The sequence below is a fragment of the Nocardiopsis ansamitocini genome (genome assembly GCF_030268225.1).
Taxonomy (GTDB): Bacteria; Actinomycetota; Actinomycetes; order Streptosporangiales; family Streptosporangiaceae; genus Nocardiopsis_D; species Nocardiopsis_D ansamitocini.
This window is the reverse complement of the sequence record NZ_BSQG01000003.1, coordinates 183,797-208,603: the sequence shown is the minus strand read 5'-3', so window position 1 is coordinate 208,603 and position 24,807 is coordinate 183,797. Positions and strand designations below refer to the sequence as shown.

21 protein-coding genes are annotated in these 24,807 nt (G+C 70.4%); 12 read left to right on the top strand and 9 right to left on the bottom strand.

The genetic code is table 11. The features are described from left to right. Positions 1-42 precede the first annotated feature (42 nt). The 4 genes from QSJ59_RS10645 to QSJ59_RS10630 all read right to left on the bottom strand — a co-directional run bounded on the left by QSJ59_RS10645 (position 43) and on the right by QSJ59_RS10630 (position 5,026). Positions 43-267, bottom strand: coding sequence for a hypothetical protein (locus QSJ59_RS10645; protein ID WP_285759087.1), 225 nt, complete (start codon positions 265-267; stop codon positions 43-45). A gap of 527 nt (positions 268-794) precedes the next feature. Beyond that, positions 795-2,108, bottom strand: a complete 1,314-nt coding sequence (locus tag QSJ59_RS10640) for a heparan-alpha-glucosaminide N-acetyltransferase domain-containing protein (protein WP_285759085.1) — start codon at positions 2,106-2,108, stop codon at positions 795-797. 63 nt (positions 2,109-2,171) lie between these two features. Continuing rightward, positions 2,172-4,133 carry an acetoacetate--CoA ligase gene (locus QSJ59_RS10635; RefSeq protein ID WP_285759083.1) on the bottom strand — a complete coding sequence of 654 codons (1,962 nt, stop codon included), beginning with the start codon at positions 4,131-4,133 and terminating at the stop codon, positions 2,172-2,174. A 134-nt stretch (positions 4,134-4,267) separates the two neighbouring features. After that, on the bottom strand, positions 4,268-5,026 hold the full coding sequence (locus tag QSJ59_RS10630) for an IclR family transcriptional regulator (protein WP_285759081.1): 759 nt from the start codon (positions 5,024-5,026) through the stop codon (positions 4,268-4,270). 207 nt (positions 5,027-5,233) lie between these two features. On the opposite strand from QSJ59_RS10630, the gene QSJ59_RS10625 reads away from it, so the two are divergent. The 3 genes from QSJ59_RS10625 (at position 5,234) to QSJ59_RS10615 (ending at position 8,257) form a co-directional block, all read left to right on the top strand. Next, positions 5,234-6,583 (top strand): RraA family protein, encoded by a 1,350-nt coding sequence (locus QSJ59_RS10625; protein WP_285759079.1) that lies wholly within the window; start codon positions 5,234-5,236, stop codon positions 6,581-6,583. A gap of 67 nt (positions 6,584-6,650) precedes the next feature. Further along, on the top strand, positions 6,651-7,997 hold the full coding sequence (locus QSJ59_RS10620) for a TRAP transporter large permease subunit (RefSeq protein ID WP_285759077.1): 1,347 nt from the start codon (positions 6,651-6,653) through the stop codon (positions 7,995-7,997). A gap of 2 nt (positions 7,998-7,999) precedes the next feature. Beyond that, on the top strand, positions 8,000-8,257 hold the full coding sequence (locus QSJ59_RS10615; protein ID WP_285759075.1) for a hypothetical protein: 258 nt from the start codon (positions 8,000-8,002) through the stop codon (positions 8,255-8,257). Between the two features lie 77 nt (positions 8,258-8,334). On the opposite strand, the gene QSJ59_RS10610 is transcribed toward QSJ59_RS10615, so the two are convergent. Then, entirely contained in the window at positions 8,335-8,646 is a 312-nt protein-coding gene (locus QSJ59_RS10610) for a winged helix-turn-helix domain-containing protein (protein ID WP_285759073.1), read from the bottom strand. A gap of 348 nt (positions 8,647-8,994) precedes the next feature. On the opposite strand from QSJ59_RS10610, the gene QSJ59_RS10605 reads away from it, so the two are divergent. After that, a complete protein-coding gene (locus tag QSJ59_RS10605; protein ID WP_285759072.1) occupies positions 8,995-10,107 on the top strand; it encodes an SGNH/GDSL hydrolase family protein in 1,113 nt (370 codons plus the stop codon). Between the two features lie 21 nt (positions 10,108-10,128). On the opposite strand, the gene rocD is transcribed toward QSJ59_RS10605, so the two are convergent. Beyond that, positions 10,129-11,406, bottom strand: coding sequence for an ornithine--oxo-acid transaminase (gene rocD, locus QSJ59_RS10600; RefSeq protein WP_285759071.1), 1,278 nt, complete (start codon positions 11,404-11,406; stop codon positions 10,129-10,131). Between the two features lie 515 nt (positions 11,407-11,921). Between rocD and QSJ59_RS10595 the strand changes: the two genes are divergently transcribed. From QSJ59_RS10595 to thiD, 3 genes are all read left to right on the top strand, one after another. Continuing rightward, positions 11,922-13,592 carry an acyl-CoA synthetase gene (locus QSJ59_RS10595; protein WP_285759069.1) on the top strand — a complete coding sequence of 557 codons (1,671 nt, stop codon included), beginning with the start codon at positions 11,922-11,924 and terminating at the stop codon, positions 13,590-13,592. Positions 13,593-13,744: 152 nt separating this feature from the next. Beyond that, a complete protein-coding gene (locus QSJ59_RS10590) occupies positions 13,745-14,692 on the top strand; it encodes a DUF368 domain-containing protein (RefSeq protein ID WP_285759068.1) in 948 nt (315 codons plus the stop codon). A gap of 71 nt (positions 14,693-14,763) precedes the next feature. After that, complete coding sequence (thiD, locus tag QSJ59_RS10585) at positions 14,764-15,588, top strand: bifunctional hydroxymethylpyrimidine kinase/phosphomethylpyrimidine kinase (protein ID WP_285759066.1); 825 nt, start codon at positions 14,764-14,766, stop codon at positions 15,586-15,588. Positions 15,589-15,745: 157 nt separating this feature from the next. Here thiD and QSJ59_RS10580 read toward each other — a convergent pair whose 3' ends face one another. Next, entirely contained in the window at positions 15,746-17,140 is a 1,395-nt protein-coding gene (locus QSJ59_RS10580) for an alanine/glycine:cation symporter family protein (RefSeq protein WP_285759065.1), read from the bottom strand. Between the two features lie 189 nt (positions 17,141-17,329). Beyond that, positions 17,330-17,581 carry a DUF6457 domain-containing protein gene (locus tag QSJ59_RS10575; protein WP_285759063.1) on the bottom strand — a complete coding sequence of 84 codons (252 nt, stop codon included), beginning with the start codon at positions 17,579-17,581 and terminating at the stop codon, positions 17,330-17,332. Positions 17,582-17,803: 222 nt separating this feature from the next. Here QSJ59_RS10575 and QSJ59_RS10570 point away from each other — a divergent pair, with 222 nt between their 5' ends. From QSJ59_RS10570 to QSJ59_RS10550, 5 genes are all read left to right on the top strand, one after another. Continuing rightward, positions 17,804-18,970, top strand: a complete 1,167-nt coding sequence (locus tag QSJ59_RS10570) for a glycosyltransferase family 4 protein (RefSeq protein WP_285759061.1) — start codon at positions 17,804-17,806, stop codon at positions 18,968-18,970. Positions 18,971-19,089: 119 nt separating this feature from the next. Continuing rightward, positions 19,090-20,565 (top strand): fused MFS/spermidine synthase, encoded by a 1,476-nt coding sequence (locus QSJ59_RS10565; protein WP_285759059.1) that lies wholly within the window; start codon positions 19,090-19,092, stop codon positions 20,563-20,565. A 476-nt stretch (positions 20,566-21,041) separates the two neighbouring features. Continuing rightward, entirely contained in the window at positions 21,042-21,962 is a 921-nt protein-coding gene (locus tag QSJ59_RS10560) for a DMT family transporter (RefSeq protein ID WP_285759058.1), read from the top strand. Next, positions 21,959-23,242, top strand: a complete 1,284-nt coding sequence (locus QSJ59_RS10555; RefSeq protein ID WP_285759057.1) for a glycosyltransferase — start codon at positions 21,959-21,961, stop codon at positions 23,240-23,242. Before QSJ59_RS10560 ends, QSJ59_RS10555 begins: the two co-directional genes overlap by 4 nt. Before the next feature lie 166 nt (positions 23,243-23,408). Continuing rightward, positions 23,409-23,699 (top strand): hypothetical protein, encoded by a 291-nt coding sequence (locus QSJ59_RS10550; protein ID WP_432707463.1) that lies wholly within the window; start codon positions 23,409-23,411, stop codon positions 23,697-23,699. Here the strand turns inward: QSJ59_RS10550 and QSJ59_RS10545 are convergent. Further along, positions 23,696-24,655: an NAD(P)-dependent oxidoreductase gene (locus QSJ59_RS10545; RefSeq protein ID WP_285759055.1), complete on the bottom strand. Its 960-nt coding sequence runs from the start codon at positions 24,653-24,655 to the stop codon at positions 23,696-23,698. The genes QSJ59_RS10550 and QSJ59_RS10545 overlap by 4 nt on opposite strands. Positions 24,656-24,807: the final 152 nt, after the last annotated feature.

Below are 24,807 nucleotides of genomic sequence, written 5' to 3'. Positions count from 1 at the left end.
GGCGGCGCGGAGACCACGGTCAGCTGAAAACGCGTGAAGAGGTCAGGCGGGTCCCGGCGGGCACGCGCTCAACTCACCGTGGGCGTTGGTGCCCCACGAGGTGGTGTAGCCGTTGGTGCCGTGCGGGCGGGGGTTGCCGACGGGCAGCTTGTGCCGTTCGGTGAACCAGGCGCGCCGGTGGGCGGCGGCAACCGCATCGCGTGCAGCGGGGCGGGCCGGGCCGATCGGCGCGGGAATCGCCTTATTGGCGGGGGCGAAGGCACTCACGGTTTCGCGAAGCCCCCTATCCTGCGCACCGACGACATCCGGACCCGAGCAGTTCGGGGCGAGTGGACTCAGCCTCGAATCGAAAGCGGGAAAACCTGCGGTTGTCCCGAGAAAACCAAGGTTAGGCCGCAAACCACCCGCCACCGCAAGAACTATTCGTGTGATCCCCGCCACTCCGACTCCTGTCAATCCAGGAGCGACGGAGGCTTTGCCCTCCGCGAGGGGCTCACCCGCATCACCGCGATGGCGTCGGCCTCACCCTCGGTCGACCCCGCGCGTGGGGCTCACGACCGGGGAAGGCCCCTGGCTCACCGATAACGCCGGTCCATCCCCGCGTGCGCGGGGAGCACCCACCCTAGGAGATCGGCCCCCGGCCGCCTTCGGGACCATCCCCGCGTACGCGGGGAGCACACTTACTGACCTGGGACTCTACCAGCGGGTAACCGCCTTTTCATTCACTTCCCGAGAAACCGGCAAACCGGACAGGGTGCGCTCCTCGTCTCTTCGCCGCGCTCCGGCCCGGCCCGTCAGGCGGGCGGGCCCTCCCTTGGGGTGCAGACCTGTTCGGGGGCGGGGTCGGGGCAGGGGGCGACGCGCGGCGGGGAGGGAACGGGCTGCGGGGGAAGGGCGCGCGCGACCACGGCGTCGGCCGTCCAGCCCAGGAGGCGTTCCAACGGCCCCCGGCCCAGCAGCAGACGCCACAGCGTCGCGAACAGCAGGGCCCCGAGGACGAACGACTCCAGGCGGAAGGGGGCGAGGTCCTGCGCGGAACCGCCGAGCCCGGCGATCACCACGATGTGGCCCACGTAGACGGTCAGCGCCATCGAGCCCGCCGCCGCCAGCGGGAAGAGGGCCCGGCCCAGCAGGTCCCCCAGCACCAGGCACAGCGCGAGCACCATCAGCCCCGTGCCCACCGCGCCCGCGATCTCGAACCCGGTGCCGCTGTGCGGGGAGGCCACCAGCAGCCAGTAGGGGGTGTCGGTGGGCACGTTTCCGTGCAACGAGTCGATCTGGGAGACGGTGTAGTCGCGCAGCAGGGAAAGGGTCTCGGCGTCGAGGGCGCCCTGGGCGGGAGTGCCGTAGACCTGCGCGGCGGTCGCCTCGGTGATGCGGTCGATCCCGCCCAGCGGGTTCAACAACAGCCACGACCCCCCGTACCCCAGCAGCGCCAGGAAGGCGCCGCCCCCGGCGAGCCCGGCCCGCACCGCGCCGGAGCGCAGGTCGAGGCGGCCCACCGCCATCCCGGCCACGACGAAGGCCATGAAACTGAACGCGGGGTAGTACCCGGACAGGAAGAAGGCGGTGAATCCGTCGATGGAGCCCGTGGGGGTCCCCGGGTCGCCCAGCAGGGTCCGCAGCACGAAGGACAGCAGGGGCCCGAGCACCGCGACGGCCGCCGCGATCACCCCGAGCGCGGGCGCGCGCAGGCGCAGCAGCGGCAGCGCCAGCAGGAAGAACCCGGCGTAGTAGACCAGGATGATCGCGATCGGCGCGCCCAGCAGGTCCACGATCGCGCCGATCAGCGCCAGCGCGACCACCCGCACCAGGATCTTGGTGCCGGCGCGGCGGCGCTCAGGCGTCGGCAGGGGGACGGTCCTGCCCGACAGCAGCGCCAGCGACACCCCCGCCAGGAGCGCGAACAGCGCCGAGGAGCGCCCCCGGGTCAGGGCGTGGAAGGTCTCGGCGGCCTCGCCGCCGAGCAGGCCGATCGCCCCGACCCCCAGGTGCACGGTGAACATGCCGAACACCGCCAGGGCCCTGGCCAGGTCGACCCCGGTGATCCGATCGGCCCTCGGCGGGGCCGCCTGTGGGAAGCCCGTCCCGGGCGTTGCGTACGACACGCCGTCCAGGTTAAGGCGTGTTGTGTCGGTACGCCCTAAAACCCCCGGATCGGGGCGGGCCCGCTAGTCCTTCGCGAGGCCGGCGAAGTAGTCCAGCGCCTCGGGGTTGGCCAGGGAGTCCCTGCTGGCGACCCGTTCGGGCGCCTCGCCCATGAGGATCCGCTTGACCGGGACCTCCAGGACCTTGCCCGAGAGGGTGCGCGGCACCGCGTCGATGACCCGCACGGCGTCGGGGACGTGGCGCGGGGAGCAGTCGGCGCGGATGCCGCGCGCGATCCGTTTGACCAGTTCGTCGTCGAGGGAGGCGGCTGCGCGCAGCACCACGAACAGTTCGATGCGCGACCCGCCGTCGTGCTGGGGCACGTCCACGACGAGGGCGTCGGTGATCTCCTCGATGGCCAGGACCGTGCGGTAGATCTCGCTGGTCCCCATGCGCACGCCGCCGCGGTTGATGGTGGAGTCGGAGCGCCCGTAGATGACGGCGGTGCCGCGCTCGGTGATCTCGATCCAGTCGCCGTGGCGCCAGACACCGGGGTAGGTCGAGAAGTAGCTGTCGCGCAGGCGCTCGCCGTCGGGGTCGCCCCAGAAGTAGATCGGCATGGAGGGGGCCGGCCGGGTGACCACGAGCTCCCCCACTTCACCGCGCACCTCGTTGCCGTCGGGGTCCCACGCGGCCACGGCCATCCCCAGGGAGCGGGCCTGGATCTCCCCCTCGAAGACGGGCAGGGTGGGCACCCCGCCGACCAGGCAGCTGCACACGTCGGTTCCACCGCTGGTGGAGAACAGCCACAGCCCGGCGCCGAACTCGCGGTAGCACCAGGCGAAGCCCTCCGGTGACAGCGGGGAGCCGGTCGAGCCGATGGCGCGCAGGGCGGAGAGGTCGCGTCCCCGGGCGGGGTGGACGTCCTCCTTCATGCAGGTGGCCAGGTAGCCGGCGCTGGTTCCGAAGACGGTGGTCCCCGTGCGCTCCGCGAGGTCCCACAGTGCCCCCAGGTCGGGGTGGCCGGGGCTGCCGTCGAAAAGGACGATGGAGGCGTCGGTCAGCAGCACGCTGACCAGGAAGTTCCACATCATCCAGCCGGTTGTGGTGAACCAGAAGACGCGGTCGTCGGCGTGGGCGTCCAGGTGGAGGTTGAGGTTCTTGAGCTGCTCCAGCAGGGTGCCGCCGTGCCCGTGCACGATGGCCTTGGGCAGGCCGGTGGTGCCCGAGGAGTAGAGCACCCAGAGCGGGTGGTCGAAGGGCAGCTGCTCGAAGGTCAGTTCGGCGCCCTCCCCGGCGGCCTCGAACTCCGCCCAGTCCAGCGCGCCCTCGACCGGGTCGTCGTCGAGGTAGGACAGCACGATGGTGTGTTCCAGGGTGGGCAGCCCGGTGCGCAGCGCCGACAGCACGTCCCTGCGGTCGAAGTCCTTGCCGCCGTAGCGGTAGCCGTCCACCGCGAGGAGCACCTTGGGTTCGATCTGGGCGAAGCGGTCGGTGACGCTGCGCACGCCGAAGTCCGGGGAGCAGGAGGACCACACGGCGCCGATCGCGGCGCAGGCGTAGAAGGCCGCGACCGCCTCGGCGATGTTGGGCAGGTAGGCGACGACGCGGTCGCCGGGCCCCACCCCGAGCCGGCGCAGGCCGGCGGCGATCGCGGCGGTGCGCCGTCGCAGTTCGCCCCAGGTCCACTCCCCCAGGACCCGCAGTTCCGAGGAGTGGCGGATGGCCACGGTCGCGGGGTCGCGGTCGCGGAAGACGTGCTGGGCGAAGTTGAGGGTGGCGCCGGGGAACCACACCGCCCCCGGCATCGTCTCGGCCGCCAGGACCTGTTCGTAGGGGGTGGCGCCGCGGACACCGAAGTAGTCCCAGATCCCCGACCAGAAACCGTCCAGGTCGGTGACCGACCAGCGCCACAGGGCGTCGTAGTCGGCTGCCTCCACCCCCCGGTTGCGAGCGGCCCAACGGGCGAACGCGGTGATGTTGGCGCGCTCGATCTGGGCGGCGTCGGGCTCCCAGAGCACGGGGGGCTGCGGGCGTTGGGACATTCTCGCGCCTTCCACGTCGTGTCGGGGCGCTACCGGGCCGACCTGAGGTCGGCGCGCCCCCGGCTACGGATGCTGCCATCTAACAGCAAGGGCGACATGCACCGGGGCGCCGGGTCGGGGCGGTGCGGCCCTCCTCAGACGCGTTCGGCGATGGCCGCGCAGGCGCGGGCGAGTTCGGGCAGGAGCGCGACGAGGGCGTCGGGGGTGGTGTGCTCGGTGGTGGTGACCAGGTTGACGGCGCCGATCGCCTCGCGGCTCTCGGTGTGGATGGCCCGGGTGAGGCTCAAGGCGCCGAGTTCGCGCTCGGACTGGGCGAGGTGGAAGCCGTTGCGGCGCACCGTCGCGAGTTGGGCCGCGAGGTCGGCGGAGTCCTGGAGCGCACCGGAGGCCAGTCGTGCGGGACCGACGCGTTCGTTGAAGGCGTCCAGGTCGGCGGCGTCGAGGTCGGCGAGCAGGACCTTGCCCCCGCCGAGGTTCAGCGGGACGCGGCGCCCGATGGGGAACTGGTAGCGCAGGGGGTTGGCGCCGTCGACGCGGGCGACGAGGATCCGCTCGTCGCCGGAGCGGACGAAGATCGAGGAGGTGAGTCCGGTCGTGGCCGACAGTTCGCCGAGGATGGGGGTGGCGACGGTGCTCAGCCTGTCGTTGAGGACGAACGCGTGGGCGAGGGAGAGGGCGACCGGTCCCAGGGAGTAGCCGTGGCGGTCCTGCTGGATGTATCCGCGGCGCACCAGCAGGTTGACCGTCCGCTGGGTGGTGGCCAGATGCAGGTCGACGCTCCTGGCGATCTCGCTGAGCCGGAGCGGGCCGCGGGCGCGTTCCAGGGACTCCAGGACGTCCAGTGCGCGCTCGATCGTGCGGCCCTGGTTCGACCCACCGGTCGCTGTACTCACGTAGAACCCGCTCCCGTCTGTTTTTTTCGGCGCCGCGCGGAGGCCGTCCGCGTCGGCTGGGCCTGCCGCGGTGGGCTTCCCGCCATCACCAGTACGTCAACAACGTATCGAAGGCGTTGAAGGCCGGTTGACAGCCCAAGCGACGCAGGTCACACTCGCTATCAACTGGCAAGATTAACTATCACTCAATGATAGCGAGGATGTGCGATGAAGGTTGCGGTACTGGGACTCGGCGAGGCCGGCGCCACCTACGCGGCGGCGTTCGCCCGCGCCGGGTGCACGGTCGCCGGCTTCGACCCGGGGGGCGCACCGACCCCCGAAGGAGTGGAGCGCACCACCTCGACGGCGGACGCCGTCGACGGGGCCGACCTGGTCCTCGCACTGACCACGGCCGCCCACGCCGTGTCCGCCGCCCGGGACGCCGCCCCCGCCCTGAGCGCCGAAGCGGTCTACATCGACCTCAACGCCGGCTCCCCGGAACTGAAGGCCCTGGTCGCCGCGGAGCTGGGCGGCACCGGCCAGACCGTGGACGGCGCGATCATCGGCTCGGTGGTCAAGTACGGGGCGGCGGTCACCGTGCTGCTGTCGGGGCCGGGCTCCGAACGGGCCGCCGCGCTCCTCGCCCCGGTCGGCTCGGACGCGACGGCCATCGGCGGCGCGGTCGGGGACGCCTCCAGGCGCAAACTACTGCGCAGCGTCTTCATGAAGGGCCTCGGCGCACTGATCACCGAGGGCATGGACGCGGGCGCCGCGGCGGGCGAGACGGAGTGGATGCGCGCCCAGATCGCGGAGGCGATCACCGACGGCGAAGCCGCCCTGGACCGGCTGGACAACGGGACCCGCCTGCACGCGTTGCGCCGGGCGCACGAACTCCGGGCCAGCATCGACCTCCTCACCGGCCTCGGCGTGGAGACACCGGTCAGCAGCGCCGCCGCCGAACGCCACCTCGCGCTGGCCCGCAAGGCCGCGGGCGACGGGGCGTCCCTGGCCGAGGCGTTCGCCGACGTCCCGACCGCCGCCATCGGCGACGGCCTCGATCGGCTGGGGTTCGTCGACAGCCGGGTGCGCAGCGTGTGGCCGGGGCCGCACGTCTCCGGGCGGGCCCTGACCGTCCTGACCCGTCCCGGTGACAACCTGGCGATCCACGACGCGCTGAAGGTCGCGGGCAAGGGCGACGTCATCGTCGTCAACGGCGGCGGCGACACCTCACGCGCCCTCATCGGCGAGTTGATCGCCGAGCGCGCCATCAACAAGGGCATCGCGGCGATGGTGATCGACGGCGCGGTGCGCGACGCGGAGGAGCTGCGCGCGGCCGGCTTCCCGGTATGGGCCGCCGGCGTCTCGCCCGCCGGCCCGTACAAGACCGGCCCCGGCCGCATCGGCGCACCCATCGCGGTGGGCAACACCGTCTGCGCCACCGGGGACATCGTCGTCGCCGACGGCGACGGCGTCATCATCGTCCCGCTCCTCCAGGCCGAGCAGACCCTGCGGGCGGCCCGCGCGGTCGTCGCCGACGAGCGGCAGCGCAAGACCGCGATCCTGGCAGAACGCCGATGACCTGCTCCGGAACCGTTTCCACGGCCCGTTCCCCGATTATCGAGACCCCTGACGTGAAGGCCGACCAATGCCCACCGGACTGATAGCCCTACTCGCGTTCATCACCGTGATCATCGTGTGGAACGTGGTGATCAAACGCAACATGGGCGAGGCGATGCTCCTCGGCCTGATCGTCACCTCCCTGTTCGCCGGCGCCCAGGCACCGCAGTACCTGCTCCGGGGACTCACCGACGCCCTCACCCACGACGTCCTCTACGCCGCCCTGGCCTTCGTCTTCATGGCCTACCTGATCGACGTCACGGGTCTGATCCAGAAGATCCTGGCGATCCTGAACTCGATGTTCGGGCGTATCCGGGGCGGCCCCGCCTACATCGACACCGCTGGATCGGCCGTCTTCGGCTCCCTGTCCGGGTCCAACTCCGCCAACACCGCGTCGAGCGGCTCCTTCACCGGTCCGTGGATGGTGCGCACCGGGTGGACCCCGACCCGGGCGGCGACCGTCCTCGCCGGCAACGGCGGGATGGGGGCGGCCCTGCCGCCGAGCGCCTCCATGGTCATCATGATCGGTTTCGCCGGGGGTCTCGTCTCGACCGGCGGGGTCTACATGGGGCTGCTGGCCGCCGGCGCCTACCAGGTCGTGCTGCGCGTCCTGCTGGTCACCTACTTCACCCGCAAGGACAAGATCGCGAAGGCCTCCGACGAGGAGATCGTCCCCCTGCGCCAGTCGCTCAGGGAGGGCGGCGGCGCGCTGTGCATCTTCCTCGGCGCGCTCATCCCGATCCTCGTCACGGTCGGCCCCTTGGCGGACTTCCTGACCGAGTCCACCCCGATCGGCGACGCGCTCGGATCGATCTCACTGCTGACCTGGATTCCGATCATGATCATCGGATTCTCGCTGATCGCGGGCCGGCGCCGACTGCCGGGATCGCTGCGGGGCTGGTCGGCGCTGCTGGACGGGGCCATGCCCAGGTTCGCCACCATCGGCGCGCTGCTGTTCTTCGCCATCGCCGCCAGCGAGATCCTGGGAGACCTGGGCCTTGCCGACGACGTCAACGGCGTCCTGGCGAGCCTGCCGGTCAACCGCTACCTCATGGTGGTGGTCGTGGGCCTCGTGGTCACCCTGGTGGCCGGCCCACTCTCCTCCACCGCGACACTGACCGCCGTCGGCCAGATCTCGTTCCTCGCGCTGGTCGGGGTCGGGGTCGACCCGCTCCTCGCCGTCATCGCGATCCTGGTGTTCGCCTCCACCGAAGGCGCCTCCCCTCCGGCGTCGGGGTCGATCTTCGTCGCCGCCGGCCTCACGGGGGCGCGCCCCGAAAGCACCTTCATGCCGCTCATCGGCTACTACATGATCCCCATCTTCCTCATCGGCTGCCTCATCGGCTGGGGCGTCCTCCCGATCTTCGGAGTCTGACAATGAACGAGACAACGAACCGCGCATATCTCGGCGTCAGGCTGCTGTTCAAGATCAGTCTCATCGTCTGCTTCATCCTGGGCACGCTCCTGGTCCTGGGGCAGTTGGCCGGCGTGCTGGCCGCCCGGCCGGCCTGGATCGAGGGCAGCGAGGCGCTGTTCTTCGTTCCCACGATCGCGGCCGCGGCCACGTTCGGCCTGTTCGGGTTCATCGGCGGCTACCTCGCCCCGGCGCAGGCCGGTACCGACGACTCCGACTGACCGGGACGGGGTCCTGACCGGCCGTAGCGCGGGACGGGACCCCGTCGGGAGGTTGCCCGACGCCGGGTGGCGGGTGCTCACCGGTGGCGGTCGACCCGGGCCCCGCTTCCCTTGCGTCCGTCCAGGACCCCGGCGGCACGCAGTTCGTTGTAGGCGGCGACGACGGTGGTGCGACTGATCCCGAGCGCCGTGGCCAACACCCGCTCGGACGGAAGCCGCTCCCCCTTCGCAAGGGAACCCTCCTCCACCAACCGGGCGAGTGCGGCGGCGAGCTTGCGGTAGAGGGCTCCGGGGCCGGCCGACCATCCCTTCAGCCGGCCGGTCAACGCATCGGTCCCGCCCGGTGAGGAAACCGCTATCGGAGCACCCGACACCATTTCTTCGCGCACCTTCCCCACCGTCCTCGCATCGCGGCCGGTATTCCTGCCGCCGTGGGCCCCGGCCAACGGTCCGTTCCCGAAGGGGCACGGGACCAATGCTGCCGACCTGGCCCGGAAGCGGACAGGCCGGATCCCCCAGAGAAGCGGTCCCGATCTTTGTGGGATCCGGTCATGGCCGCAACGCGGCACATCGTGCCGGGGCCGCCACCAGGGCCCGCACCGCACCGGCAACCACCGGTGGGAGGCGGATAACCTCGGAAGCGGTGAGGACCGCCCGTCAGCGCCCGAGCCGGCGCTGCGGGTACTCTTTGGCCGGTAATCGCAGGTTGACAAGCGTGGTGGGGAGTTGGCGGGGCCGTGCGCAGACCAGCCGCCAAGAGACGGACACTCCTGTTGGGGACGATCGCCGCGGTGCTCGTGGTGGCCGTCGGAGCGACACTGGCGGTACCGACCAGTCGGATCGCCGTACAACAGGTGTGGTGCAATGTCACCCGGACGTGGTGTGCCAACGTCCCGGTCGACCCCGAGGATCGCGCCGACGGCGGCGGCTGGCGGCTGCACCTGGGGCCGGTCGAGGCCGCGACCTGGGGCAACTACTACGCGTTGGGGGACTCCTACTCCTCGGGCGACGGCGCGGGGGACTACCTCGCCGGTACCGGGGTGCAGGGCGGGTGCTGGCGCTCGGCCAACGCCTACCCCGAACGACTCGCCGAGTCCTACGATTTCGCGGGCAGTCTCAACTTTCTGGCCTGCAGCGGCCAACGCGGCAACAAGCTGCTGGAGTCCCTGGAGTCGGCGGAGTCCCAGTTGGACGAGGTCACCCCGCACACCTCGTTGGTCACGGTCGGCATCGGCGGCAACGACCTGGGCTTCACCTCGGTGCTCAAAACCTGCATGATGCGGGTCCCGCTGCTGGAGAGCGGCGCGTGCATCGGCCAGGAGGACACCGTCGCCAAACGGATGCGCACGTTCGAGGCGACGTTCGACGGGGTCGTGCAGGAGGTGCGCGACCGCGCACCCGACGCCCGGATCGTCGTCGTGGGGTATCCGCGGCTCTTCCCCCAGGAACCCACCGGGATGTACTACACGCTGACCCCCAGCGATCAGCGCTGGCTGAACAAGACCATTCTCGGGTTCAACAAGCAGCTGCGCGAGGCGGTGGCCGAGGCCGACGCCGAGATCGCCGACTCCGGGCAGGTGGGAAGTGTTGAGTTCGTGGACGCCTACGACGCTCTCGAAGGCCACGAGATCGGCGCGGACAAGCCGTGGGTGAACGGGGTCCTGCTGCGCGACCTGAGCAGGGGCGTCGCCATCGACCGCAGTACCTTCCACCCCAACGCCCAGGGGCAGGGCGCGGTCGGTGAACTCGTGGGGGCGCAGTTGGCCCAGGGGCCCGACCGCCCCTTCTACGCGACCCGCGAAACCGTGCGCAACGCCAGCCAGGACGTCCTGGCCGCCGAGGCCCGCTAGCAGCGGACCCCGGCAACCGGATCAGCGACCGGCCCGCAAATCGGCGAGGACCTCGCCGACCTGGTCGAGCGCCCAGTTCAGGTCGTCCTCGGTGATCACCAACGGCGGAGAGAGCCGGATGGTCGAACCGTGGGTGTCCTTGACCAGGACCCCCCTCTTCAACAGACGCTCGCACAGCTCCCGGCCGGTGGCCAACGACTCGTCCACGTCGATGCCCGCCCACAGGCCGATACTGCGCGCGGCGACCACCCCCTTGCCGACGAACTCCTTGAGCCGGCTGTCGAGCACAGGGGCGAGCCTGTGGACGTTGTCCAGGTAGGGGCCTTCCCGCAGCATGCCCACAACGGTCGACCCCATGGCACAGGCCAACGGGTTTCCTCCGAAGGTGCTGCCGTGCTGCCCGGGCTCGATCACGTCGAGGACATCGGCGTCGGCCACGACCGCCGAGACCGGGAGGATCCCGCCGCCCAGCGCCTTGCCGAACAGGTAGAGGTCGGGCACCACGCCGGTGTGCTCACAGGCCCGGACGGTTCCGGTACGCCCCAGCCCCGACTGCACCTCGTCGGCGATGAAGAGGACGTTCTCGCGGTCGCAGATCTCGCGCACGCGCGGCAGGTAGCTCTGCGGGGGCACGATGACCCCGGCTTCGCCCTGGACCGGTTCGATCAGTACCGCAGCGGTGGTGGCGTCGATCGCGGCCGCGACGGCGTCCGCGTCCCCGTAGGGCACGACCCGGAAACCGGGGGTGTAGGGGCCGAAGCCGCCGTAGGCCTCGGGGTCGTCGGAGAAGGAGATGACCGTGGTGGTGCGGCCGTGGAAGTTGCCGCCGGCGACCACGATGGTCGCCTGGTCGGCGGGGATTCCCTTGACCTGGTAGCCCCATTTCCGCGCGACCTTGATGCCGGTCTCGACCGCTTCGGCGCCGGTGTTCATCGGAAGGACCTGCTCCTTGCCGACCAGCCCGGACAGAGCGGTGACGAAGGGCGCGAACTGGTCGTTGTAGAAGGCGCGGCTGGTGAGCGTGACCCGGTCGAGCTGGCGGTGGGCCGCGGCCAGCAGTTCGGGGTTGTGGTGGCCGAAGTTCATCGCCGAGTACCCGGCCAGGCAGTCCAGGAGGCGACGGCCCTCGACGTCGGTCACCCAGGCCCCCTCCCCTTCGGCGATGACGACCGGCAGGGGGTTGTAGTTGTGGGCCGAATGCGTTCCGGCCAGTTCGATGTGACGGGTGGTGGAGACGACGGGCTTCGCGGGATCGCCGCTGTGCACCGTGTCGGATCCCAGACTGCGCGTATTGCTCATCCAGTTGCTCCGATCGCCATTGACCGTTGTTCGATCTTTGGATACCCGCTCGGATAACGCACAAAGCAGGTGACCTCAAGAAGTGGAACAGACGGGCCGACCGGGATACAAGGGAGGCGCGGTGCCCAAGTGGGGCCGGGCGGGTTGGCGGTTCACGCCCTTGCGCCGAAAGGTCGGATGTGCGGGAGATCGGCACGGTGGTGCCGCTCTCGGTCCACGGTGATCGAGCGCACCGCCCGATCCGGCCACGGGTCGCACCAGGCACGAAGGGGACGGGCAGGGCAACCGTCCCCTTGCCCTTTCGGTGAGCTCGGACACATGTCGGCCCGACACCACTCCCGATCCTTGACCGCCACCCAATGTTTCCGGCAGGTTAAAACTCTCTGAGCTGGGCTTTTGTTCACCGGGAAGGGCTTTTGGCGATACCGACCCCCGCCTGCGAGTGACGTGGCCCATACCTGCAGGATCGGTCCTCATACCCACGCGAGGGTAAGACCGCGATCAAGGGGCGCTTCATGACGGAACCGCGATGTCTTGACAGCACCGCCACCGACTCCACGGGGGCGGACTTCTCGCTGCCCGGTCTGCTCAGCTCGGTGGCCGCCGCCGTGCCGGACCGGTTGGCCGTCGTCGCCGGTGAGCACCGACTGTCCTACGCCTCCCTCGACGCACGCGCCACGCGGGTGGCCCGCCACCTGGTCGACGCGGGCATCACCCCTGGCGAGCATGTCGCGATCCTCTCCTTCAACCGGGCCGAGTGGCTGGAAGCCGTCTTCGGGGTCTGGCGTGCGGGCGCGGTCCCGGTCAACGTCAACTACCGCTACGTGGCCGCGGAACTGCACTACGTGCTCGACGACGCCGACGTGGTGGCGCTGATCGCCGAGAACTCCCTGACCGCACCGGTGGCCGCGGTACGCGGACGCCTCCCCCTGCTGCGCCACGTCCTCCTGCTCGACGACGGCTCGGGCCCGGCCGCACTGCCCGGCGCGGACTACGAGCAGGCGGTGGAGGCGGCAGCCGAATCGACCGCGGCCCTTCCCCCCACCTGCGGCGACGATCTTTACATGCTCTACACCGGCGGCACCACGGGCTACCCCAAGGGCGTGATGTGGCGCCACGAGGACATCTTCCGGGTCGCGCTGGAGCGGCGAAGCCCCGACCGGCCCCGGTCCACCGGAAGCGCCGAGGTGGGGGCACGCGCGGCGGAGTGCTCTGCGCGACGCATGCTGGTCCTGGGTCCGCTGATGCACGCCGCAGGCCAGTGGAACGCGCTGAGCATGTTGTTCAAGGGTTCCACCGTGGTGCTCAACACCGACCGCACCTTCCATCCCGGCCGGGTGGTGGACCTGGCGGACCGTGAGGACGTGGAGATCGTGCAGTGCGTCGGCGACGCCATGGCCCGCCCCCTCGCCCACGCGCTCCTGTCCGACCCCGAGCACTGCCCGCGGCTCTCGGCGGTCAACTCGGGCGGCACTCCCCTGACGCCGGCGGTGCGCGAGATGTGGCGGCTCTGGCGCTCCTCGATCACCCTCAACGACAGCTACGGGGGGTCCGAGACAGGGGTGTGCGGCGCCTCGGTCGCCGGCTCGGCGAAGGGGTCGACCAGCGGGGCCCGGCGCTTCGCGATGGGAGCGAGCGTCTGCGTGCTGGACGACCGGCTGCGCCCGCTGCCTCCGGGGTCCGAACAGGTCGGCCGGATCGCGCGCACCGGACGCATCCCGATGGGCTACTACAACGACCCCGTCAAGACGGCCGCGACCTTCCCGGTCGACGAGCAGGGTCGGCGCTGGGCGATGTCGGGCGACTTCGGCACGATCGCCACCGACGGATCCATCGAGCTGCTGGGCCGCGGATCCGCGGTCATCAACACGGGCGGCGAGAAGGTCTACCCGGAGGAAGTCGAGTCGGTGCTGAAATCGCATCCCGACATCAGCGACTCCATCGTGGTCTCCGCCCCCGACGAGCGACTGGGCCAACGGGTCACCGCCGTGGTCTCGCTCGTATCGGAGCAGCGGCCCACCGACGACCAACTGCGCGACTACTGCCGCACCCGGCTGGCGGGGTTCAAGGTACCGCGCCGCATCCACGTGGTCTCCGAGGTCAAGCGAACGGCCGTGGGAAAGCAGGACTACCGCTGGGCGGCGCGCGTGGCGCGCGGTCCGTCGCCGGTCTCCGAACAGCGCTGACCCGCCCGGCACACCGGCCGCGGGCGCGCGGCCACTGGGCCCATGACGATCGGCCCTAGACTTGGGGACCGCGCGGGCCACGCGGACCCGGCCCCGGCTCACCCGCCGCGTGCGACCGCGACGCTCCACGACCCCCACACGAAACGCAGACTATGGCGAACTCCCCTGTCACCCATCTGTTCAACACCGTGCGCGGCGCTCTCATCGGCACCGCCGAGGTCGTCCCGGGAATCAGCGGCGGCACCGTCGCGCTGATCGTCGGGGTCTACGAGGGGCTGGTCAAGTCCGCGGGGCACACGATCAGCGGAATCCGGTTGGCCGTCGCGGACCTGCCCCGCAAGCAGGGGCTGGGACGGGCCAAGGCGGAGTTCGGCCAGGCCGATTGGACGCTGATCCTCACCGTCCTCGCCGGCATGGCCGTGGCGGTGGTCCTGGCCGCCCGATTCGTCGCACCGCTGGTGGAGACCTACGCCATCGAGTCCTACGGTCTGTTCTTCGGCCTGGTACTGGCCTCGCTTTGGGTGCCCTACTCCATGTCCGGCCGGCGCTGGGGCTCCTACGACTACGCCGTCGCGCTACTCTTCGCGGTCATCGCGTTCATCCTCACCGGGGTTCCGCCGGCGCACGTGGAGCCGGTCCCGCTGGTCGTCGCGGTGGCCGCGGCGGTCGCGATCTGCGCCCTGGTGATCCCGGGCATGTCCGGGTCGTTCATCCTGCTGACCTTCGGCCTGTACGGACCGACGATGAACGCCCTGAACGAGCGCGACCTCGGCTACATCGCCACCTTCGCCGCGGGCGCCATCGTCGGGCTGGCCTGCTTCGTGAAACTGCTGCAATGGCTGCTGGACAACCGCAGGCACATGACACTGGTCATCATGACCGGTGTCATGGCCGGTTCGCTGCGCGCGTTGTGGCCCTGGCAGGACGATGCCCGCGGCCTGACCCTCCCCACCGAGGCAGCGGCGGTCACCTTCGGCCTGATGGCCGTCGGATTCGTGGTCGTGGTGGGGATCATGGTGCTCGAACACCTGGTCAAGAAGCCCGCTCCGGCGGCGGTGGAGTCCGAACCGGTCGATTCCGGTCAGCACCGCAGTTCCTGACGGCCGGCCCGCGCGGCCGCTCCACCGATACCGCAGTCGATGCCGGCACCACCTGGCGAAGGGACGTCCCCTTGAGCTTCAACATCCTGTCCATCGCAGGGACCGACCCCAGTGGGGGCGCGGGCATCCAGGCCGACCTCAAGGCGTTCTCGGCGCTGGGCGGCTACGGGATGACCGTGGTGACGGCCCTGGTCGCGCAGACGACCACCGGGGTGACGGAAGTCCACGACGTTCCCGCGCGCTTCGTGACCAGCCAGTTGGACACGCTGCTGCGGGACGTGCGCGTGGACGCCGTCAAGATCGGGATGCTCTCCAACGCGGAGGTGATCGGCGCGGTGGCCGACGCCATCGACGCCTACCGGCTGCCCAACGTCGTCCTGGATCCGGTGATGGTCGCCAAGAGCGGCGACCGGCTGCTGGCCGAGGAAGCCGTCGGTGCCCTGCGCTCGCAGCTGCTGCCGCGCGCGGACCTGATCACGCCGAACCTTCCCGAGTCCGCCGACCTGCTCGGCTGCACCGAGGCCGTGGACCTGGCGGAGATGGCCGAGCAGGCACACCGCTTGGTGGAGCTGGGCCCCGCACGAGTGCTGCTCAAGGGCGGACACCTCCGCGGTGCCACCAGCACCGATCTGCTGCTCGCCCCGGACGCGCCCCCCGAGACACTGACCGCACCCCGGGTCGACACCACGAACACCCATGGGACCGGGTGCACGCTGTCCTCGGCGATCGCCGCGCTGCGCCCCCAGCGTCCGGACTGGTCCTCGGCGGTGCGCGACGCCAAGTCCTACCTCACCGAGGCCCTGCGGCACGCCGACGAACTCGACGTGGGTCACGGCAAGGGCCCCGTACACCACTTCTACGCGTGGTGGCAGGAGAAGAAGGCGTCGGGCTCCTAACCGCTTCGTCCGGCACCGGTCCCGAACGCTCCCCGCCCCGTCCGCGCGGCGGGGCGAACGCGCGGCGGGGCGAACGCGCGGCGGGGCGAACGCAACGGCGGCGGCGCACCCCATTGGGGTGCGCCGCCGCCGTCCTGCCATCCGACAGCGAGCGGCGCTAGGAGCGCACGTCCACCAGGTTGTCGGGGTCGCGCCAATTGGGGTTGGCGAAGTACTTCTTGGTCTCGGCCACGATGACCGGCGACAGCAGGAGCAGGCCCACCAGGTTGGGCAGCGCCATGAGTCCGTTGGCGATGTCGCTGAACGCCCACACCACGTCGAGCTCCCAGACCGCGCCGACGAACACCGCGCCCACGAAGATCAGCCGGTAGGGCAGGACCGCGGCCCGGCCGAAGAGGAAGTCCATGCAGCGTTCGCCGTAGTAGCACCAGCCCAGGATCGTGGTGAAGGCGAAGACCAGGACGCCCACGGCGATGGTGTAGCTGCCCCAGCTCCCGGGGAGCGCCTGGTCCAGTGCCCAGGAGGTCATCGGGGCTCCCGCCAGGCCCTCGACCTTCCACGCCCCGGTGACGATGATGGCCAGCGCGGTGAGCGTGACCATGATCAGGGTGTCGATGAAGGTCTGGGTCATGGAGACCATGCCCTGGCGCACCGGCTGGCTGGTCTTGGCGGCGGACGCGGCGATCGCCCCGGTGCCCAGACCCGACTCGTTGGAGAAGATCCCGCGCGCCACCCCCATCTGGATGGCGATCAGGACACCGGAGCCGGCGAAACCGCCGACCGCCGCGGTGCCGGTGAACGCGTCGGTGACGACGAGGGCGAGCGCGGAGGGGAGCTGGTCGACGAACACCAGCAGGACGACGATGTTGCTGAGCATGAAGGCGACGCACATGAACGGCACGAACGCGGCGGCGAAGTTGCTGATGCTCTTGATCCCGCCCAGGACCACGATGGCGGTGGCCGCCACCAGGGCCGCGCCGGTCATCCACGGCTCGACCTGCCAGGTGGACTCCAACTGGGCGGCCACGGTGTTGGACTGCACCATGTTGCCGATGCCGAACGCGGCGACGGCGCCGAAGACGGCGAACGCGGCGCCCAGGATCTTCCCGAAGTTACCGCCGACCCCCCGGCTCAGGTAGAACATCGGGCCACCGCTCATCTCGCCCTTCGCGTCGGGGCGGCGGTACATCACGCCGAGCAGGCCCTCGCTGTACTTGGTGGCCATGCCCACGAGGCCGGTCATCCACATCCAGAACAGCGCGCCCGGGCCGCCGATGCCGATGGCGGTGGCCACACCGGCGATGTTGCCCACACCGATGGTGGCGGCCATTGCGGTGGCCAGTGCCTTGTAGTGCGAGACGTCGCCCTCGGCGGAGCCCTTCTCCTCACGGCGCACCAGCGCCAGCCACAACGCGTGGAAGAGCGTCCGGAACTGCAGGCCGCCGAGCCTGATCGTCAGAAACAGTCCGGTCAGCAGCAACAACGGGATGAGGACGAGCGGCCCCCAAATCGTGTCGACCGCCGTATCGAGGATCTTCTGAAGTTCTTGCACGGTCTGGATTCCTGTTCTACGGGCGCGGATACACCGTCCGCACCCGGTTCGTGTGCGGCCCTGACCGGGGGCGGGGGTCGGACCGGATGTCGGGGACGTCGCCGGTGGCCTACTGGGGCAAGCGTCCAGAGTCCCACCGATTCGTCACCGTCGAGTCACGTTCGGTCAGCACGACGGTCTCGGGGCCGGTTACCGATCCGCATCGGGATCGGATGCCTGTTCGAGTGCCAGCCTGCTCAGCACGGCAGCGGCCTGCGCCGGGTCGGCGCCCCGGCCCACCGCGATACCCAGCAGGTAGGTGGTGAGCGGCGCCGCCGGGCGGGCCACCGAATGCGCCGCGTCCCGGGCGAGGTCGAGGATGCGGTCCACATCGGACCGGTCCATCTCGTCGGGCATCCCCAGTTCGGCGCAGACGATCCGCGCCCATTCGGTGAGTGTCACCGTACGGACTCCTTTCACGACGACGGGCAGGTAGCGGGCACAATACTGCCTTGGAAGGCGACCGATCGGACAGGCGGCACGGCGGAAAGCGATGCCGGCGTTCACCGGACTCAATCCGGTGTTCACCCCGCGCGCGGGCCGGGTTCACGACAGCCGCTTAACGTCGGGAGCGCAAGGCCGGGCGCGGCCCGGCCGGACCCTCGCTCCCGTGGGGAGAAGCCAATGCCTCCCGTTCCCGCCGACGGTGGCGCGCCATTGCGCGTGGCCATCGTCACCGAATCCTTCCTGCCCCAGGTCAACGGCGTGACCAATTCGGTCTGCCGGGTCGCCGACCACCTCGCCGCAGACGGCCACGAGGCGGTGATCATCGCTCCGGGCCACGGACCGGCCCACTACGCGGGCTTTCCCGTGATCCGGCTCCCCGGCGTCCCCCTGCCCGGCTACCGGTCCTTCTCCGCCGGACTTCCCACGCGCCGGTTGATGACCACCGCGCTCCGCGGGTTCTCCCCCGATGTCGTCCACCTGGCCTCGCCCGCCCTGCTCGGACACACCGCGGTAGAGGTGTCCCGGCGGTGGGCGCTTCCCACCGTCGCGGTCTTCCAGACCGACCTGGTCGGCTTCGCCGGCCGCTACAACATCCCGGGGGCCGGCACGCTGTGGCCCTACCTGCGCCGGCTCCATTCGGCGGTGGACCGCACCCTGGTCCCCTCCACCGCCACGCTGGAGCTGCTGACCGCGCGGGACTTTCCACGCCTGAGTCTGTGGCCGCGCGGAGTGGACACCGAACGCTTTCACCCCGCCCACCGGGACGAGGCACTGCGCCGCCGGCTCGCCCCTGACGGGCAGGTGATCGTGGGATACGTGGGGCGGCTGTCCCGGGACAAGCGGGTGGGACTGCTCGCGGAGGTGGCGAAACTTCGCGGTGTCCGGCTGGTCGTCGTGGGGGACGGCCCCGACCGCGCGCGGTTGCGGCGCAGACTCCCGGGGGCCGTCTTCACCGGGCAGCGTACGGGCAGCGACCTGTCCCGGCTCTACGCCAGCATGGACGTCTTCGTGCACACCGGTGCCGACGAGACTTTCTGCCAGGCCCTCCAGGAAGCGCTGAGCTCGGGGGTACCGGTGGTGGCCCCGGCGGCGGGCGGCCCCCTGGACCTGGTGGAAGACGGCTGCAACGGACTGCGCTACGCACCGGACTCGGTGCGCGGGTTGCGGTTGGCCGCGGGGCGTCTGGTGCACAACACGGACGTGCGGTCCAGGCTCGCCGCGGCCGCCCGGCCCAGCGTGAGCGCGCGGACCTGGGAATCGGTCAACGCACTGCTGATCCGGCACTACCGTGCGGTAACCGCCCCCAGTGACAGCCTCGTCCCCGTCTCCCCTTCGCACCCCTGATCCGCGTTACGCTGACCCTGACGGCGGGGCGGGCCGCTCCCTTCCGCTTCGAGCGGCCCGCCCTCGCCTCGACCGGTCGGCACCCCGCCGGGAGCGCAACTCCACTACGCTCGCTTGGCGTGAACCGAATCCTCGCCACGGTGGTCGTCGTCTTCTCCTCAGCGGTCGTACTGGTCCTGGAGGTGGCGGTGACCCGGCTCGTCGCCCCCTACGCCGGTGACACCCTGGAGACCTACACCGCGGCCATCGGAGTGGCACTCGGCGCGATCGCCCTGGGGGCCAAAGCCGGCGGAGACGCGGCCGACCGCTGGAGCACCGGACCGGTCCTGGGCGTGCTGCTGGTCTTCGGAGGCGGGACGACCCTGCTGGCCCGTCCCCTGGTGCTGCTGCTGGGTCCCTCGCTGAGCGGGGCCGGCCCCTTCACCGCCCTCTTCCTCGTGGCGTTGAGCATCGCGGTACCGGTTGCACTGCTGTCCGCCGTGACCCCGGTCGTGGTCAAAACCCAGCTGGCGGACCTGGAGCACAGCGGCAGCATCATCGGACGCTTCAGCGCGTGGGGCACGCTGGGTGCGCTGGCCGGGACCTTCCTGACCGGCTACGTCCTGATCGCCGCCCTACCGGTGTCGATGGTACTGCTGGTGACCGGCGGGGCCCTCGTCCTGTTGGGCGCACCGTTCCTGGTGCGCGGCGGACGGCTGGTGACCACGCCAGGCCAGACGCTGTGCGCCCTGCTGGTCTGCGCCCTGGGCGCCACGATGCTGGTACGCGTGCAGTCCCCTTGCGACGCCGAGACCGCGTACTACTGCGCGCGGGTGCTCCCCGACCCCGAGCGCGCGAGCGGCCGGGTTCTCCTGCTGGACGATCTACGGCACGGTTACGTGGACGTGTCCGACCCACTGCACCTGGAGTTCGGCTACACGCAGTGGTTCGGCGCGGCCCTGGAGGCATTGCCGCCCGAAGGACCGCTGGCCGCCCTGCACGTCGGAGGCGGGGCCTACACGATGCCCCGCTGGCTGGCGAGCGCGCGTCCGGGCTCGACCAGCCTGGTGTTCGAGGTGGACCCGGCGGTGACCCGGATGGCCCGTGACGAACTGGATCTGCGCACCGGGCCGGACCTGGAGGTCGTCGAGGGGGACGCGCGCACCGCCATGACCGCGGCGCCCACCGCAAGCCGTGACGTCGTCATCGGTGACGCGTTCGGCGGGTTGAGTGTGCCCTGGCACCTGAGCACCCTGGAATTCGCCGAGCAGATCGACCGGGTGCTGCGCCCGGACGGTCTCTACCTGGCCAACATCATCGATCGGGGCCCGCGCTCCTTCGTCGCCGCCGAGGTGGCGACCCTGGAAGAGGTCTTCGCGCACGTGGCCGTGGTGGCCGACCGCGACGGCCTCGACTCGGCGGTGGGCGGCAACCACGTGGTCATCGCCTCCAACACCCCGCTGGACACCGCGTCGCTGGAACCGCTGCTGGCCGGGGCCGAACAGCCCGGCGCCCTCGCCGGTCCCGCGCTCCTGGACCGCTGGTCGGCGCAGGGCCAGGTCCTCACCGACGACTACGCACCGGTCGACCAGCTCCTCACCCCCTACCTGACCTGATCGGGCAGCGCCCGCTCAACGGCCTCCCCCGCCGTCCCGTCGCCCTGCCGTGCCCTCCGAACGGCGAGGGCTGCGAAGAGTACGCCTATTGCCAACTTTTGGCGAAGATTTCTCCACGGAATCCCAGAATTTTGGGCGACGCGAAACCAACTGGGGATATCTACGGTTCGGAGAAGGAAAACCTCGTCGATTCCACCGGCATTCACGCAAAAACGGCGGACCTGCCGACAGGAGGCTGAAATGCGCGCAGGTCCGACGCCATTACCGGCACACGCACGGTGCGGATATGTGGCCACCCATCCCGCTACCGGTAGAGCTGCCACCACCCCTGTTCGGGTGTTGGCCTTATCGATCGGGGCAGCAGCCGATCCGTACCGTCATCAGTATGCGCGGCGTGTCTCGGACGCCGCACCGAGGAAGAGGAGACGCACCGTGGCGACCACTCCGCGAGCGGACGGCCGGGGAGTGGTCTCCTCATGATGTTCTGGTCCGTCGGAATCGCGTTGTGCGGGGCGTTCTGCATGGCACTGGGGTCGGCACTCCAGGAACGCGACACGGTGCGCGCTCCCGGGCACAGTGTCGCCAGGCTGGGTTTCCTGCTGCATCTGGCACGCAGCCCGCGGTGGGTGCTCGGCACACTGGCGGTGGGAGCCGGGGTCGGCCTGCACCTGGTGGCGCTCAGCGGTGCTCCACTGACCATCATCCAACCCATCGGTGTCACCGGCCTGTTGTTCGCGATCGTGTTGTCGGCGGTGTTCAACCGCACACGGGTGCGGTCCAGTCAGATCCTCGCGGGGCTGGCCGTCATGGTCGGTCTGGCCGGTGTCCTGTTCCTCTTCCCGCACCACACCTCGTCGGCCCCTGAACTGCCGCTGCCCGCGGCACTGGCGCTCACCGGAACGGTGGCCGTCGTGGGGCTGGCCGTCTACTTCGCTGCCCCTTGGGTCCCTGTGGGCGCACGGGCGGTACTGCTGGCCACCATGGGGGGCATCGCGCTGGGTACCACCTCGGCCCTGGCCCGGGTGGTCGCCGCCGCCGCGGCATCGAATCCGATCGCGGTACTCAGCTGGCTGACCGTACTGGCGGTGGCCGTCGCCCTGTTCGGCGGCCTCCTCCAGCAGAACGCCTATCGCACCGGCCACTTCGCCGCTGCCTACGCAACGTTGCTGGTCGTCGACCCCATAACAGGGGCGGGGATCGGCGCGCTGGTGTTGGGCGAAGGGCTGCCCACGACCTTGGCCGACCAGCTCCTGGCCACCGGCGCCGCCGCGCTGGCCATTGCCGGAACGGCCGTGCTGGCACGGGCCAAGAACCGCAACCCCGAAGCGGGAAACCGGCACGGGAACGGCCCCGGGCCCGAACTCGTCGACACGACTTCTTCAGGAGACGCCAAATGAGCCTGCCGACCAATCGCGTGCGCACGTCCAGCAAACCCCGGCGCATCCTGATCGGGACCGACACCTACCCACCGGATGTGAACGGGGCCGGGTACTTCACCTACCGGCTGGCCACGGGACTGGCCGAACGCGGCAACGACGTGCACGTGGTCTGTGCCTCGGCCTCCGGCGCCCCCCGCATCGAGTACCAGGACGGGGTGACGCTGCACCGGCTCCGCTCCGCCTCGGTACTGGTCCACCCGACGATGCGTACCGCGGTCCCGCTCGGGGTGACCGGGCACGTGGCCCGGCTGATCGACCGGCTCGCCCCCCACGTGGTCCACGCCCAGAGCCACTTCACCATCAGCCGGGCGGCCATTCGCTGCGGGCGCCGATCGGGCACGCCCGTCGTGCTGACCAACCACTTCATGCCCGACAACCTGTTCGCGCACGCCCACATCCCGGCGCCCCTGCACACCGTCACCGGCTCGCTGGCGTGGCGCGACATGATCCAGGTGGCCTATGAGGCCGACTACGTCACCACCCCCACCGACCGGGCGGCACAGCTCCTCTCGGGAAAGGGGTTCGACCGCCCCATCGAGTCGGTGTCCTGCGGTATCGACCTGGAGCGTTTCCAGCCGCGCCCGCGGGAGCGCGCGGCGGCGCGTCTGCACCTGGGCCTCCCCAACCGCGAGACCATGGTGTTCGTGGGGCGCCTGGACGAGGAGAAGCGGATCGACGACCTGATCCGTTCTCTTCCCCGGCTGCTCAACCACCGTGATGTCCAATTGGCGCTGGTGGGGACCGGGCAGCGTCGCGCCGAGCTCCAGCAGCTCGCCGATGACCTGGGAGTGGCCGAGCGCGTGCGATTCCTGGGGTTCGTCTCCGACGAGGAGCTGCCGCTGGTCTACGTCGCCGCCGACCTGTTCGCGATCGGCAGCGTCGCGGAGCTGCAGAGCATCGCGACGTTGGAGGCGATGTCCACCGGGCTGCCGGTGGTGGCCGCCGACGCGCTGGCGCTCCCCCACCTGGTGCGCTCCGGACGCAACGGCTACCTGTACCCGCCGGGCGACGTGGCGACCCTGACCCAGCGGCTGCTGGCCGTACTGGAGTCTCCCGAGCGCACCGCTTCGATGGGCGCTGCCAGCCGGGAGATCGCCCAGACCCACGACCACCGGCGCTCGCTCGACCGGTTCGAGGAGATCTACGACCAGGTGCGGCCCGACCCGGCGCCGGCGCTGTCGAGCCGAGCGATCCAGCGTCCCGCCCAAACGCGGCGACGCAATGCAATAGCCGCCTGAGCCGAGAAAATACTGGTGCGGGTAGATCGGTCCTAATTCTGCCCGCACCGTCGACTTTAAGTCGCTTTCCATGCTTTTTGCCCTCCGTTTTGCTGACTCCGGCGCCATTCGGGATAAACAGAGGGACATGTGGTTCGTCGGAGAAAATCGACCCCGGAGGCCATTCGTGTTGGACGGGTTGGCCGCCGAGGCCGATCGTGTCGAACACCAGGTGGAGGCCTGTGGTCAGGTGCTGGTCGGCTACGAGCGCGACCGCATCGAACTCGAACAGCAGGTACGGCAACTAGAGGCGCAGCTTGAGACCATCAGGCAGGCGCGCATCGAGGCGTACACCCGATGGTGGAACGCCCGAGAGGATCGCGACCGGGCACTGCACCTGGCGCGGCGACTTCGTCGGCGGATCGACCGGGCGCAACGCAGACGGACCGCTCCGTTGGACAGACCGGCCGAAGGCTAGTCCGACCGCGCCGCGTCCGGGAAGAACGGTCCGGTCCTGGCCACCGTGGCCACCGGGAAACCGCGATCGCGCCAGGTCACGATATTGCGGGCCAGCACTGCGAGGCGATCCTGGCACTGGTCGGCGTTGTCGGGGGCGAAGCGCACCGCCGGGTGGTTGCGCAGCGCACAGCGCGTGGTGAAGTGGGTGCGGTCGTCCTCAAGGGCGTAGCCGGCGGAGTACCCGGCCAGGTGGTGGGTGTCCAAGGCCGTGAGCAACGCCCGGCGGTCCACCAGTCCGGGGCTGGAGAGGTTGATGAGCACCGTCCCCGGACGCATCGCGGCCAGGGCCGGGGCACCGATCAGGCTCTTGGTCCCGGGGGTGAGGGGGACGTGCAGCGAGATGACGTCGGCCGTGCGCAGAAGCTCGCGGAAGCCGGTGCGACCCACGCCACGCGGCCATTGCCTCAGCCGTGATCCCGTGCCGATGACCTGCTTGAACAGGGGCGCTGCACAGTCGGCGAGTCTGGTGGCCACCTGTCCCATCCCAACCAGGCCCAGGGTGAGGTCACGGGCGCGCGGGGGCGGGGCGAACGAGGTCTCGCGGTGGTGGGCGATGCGCCGCAACTGGACCAGGGCCAGCGCGAGCGCGCGGTTGGCAGCCTGTTCGACGTTCTCTCGGCGGGGCAGCTCCGACACCCACAGGCCACGGCGTTCCGCCTCGACCATGTCGATCCGGGAAGAGCCCGGGCGCATGGCCATGACCAGGCGGAGCCCTGGCAGGGCGTCCAGAAGTTCGGCGTCCACCCGGGTTTCGTTCACGATGAGCGCGATGGCGTCCGAAGCCTCTGCGGCGATGCGCTTCGGGTCGCGAGTGCCCAGCACCCGGGTCTGAAAACCGGCGTCACCGAGAAGCTTGAGCGCGGGCTCTGGGTCGAAGGAACCGGTGTCAGTGATAACCACGCGGGGATCAGGCACTAGCCACCTCCATCGAGCCAGGTCAAGCAACGGTCAACACTTCAGAAAAGTACCTCCTGCAACGGGCGGAGAACAGTGCCGAAGAATGCCCCCAAGAGGTAAGTCAGTCCCGAATCGCGCTGTCCACCAGCTTCGCGAGCCACGAGAGGCGT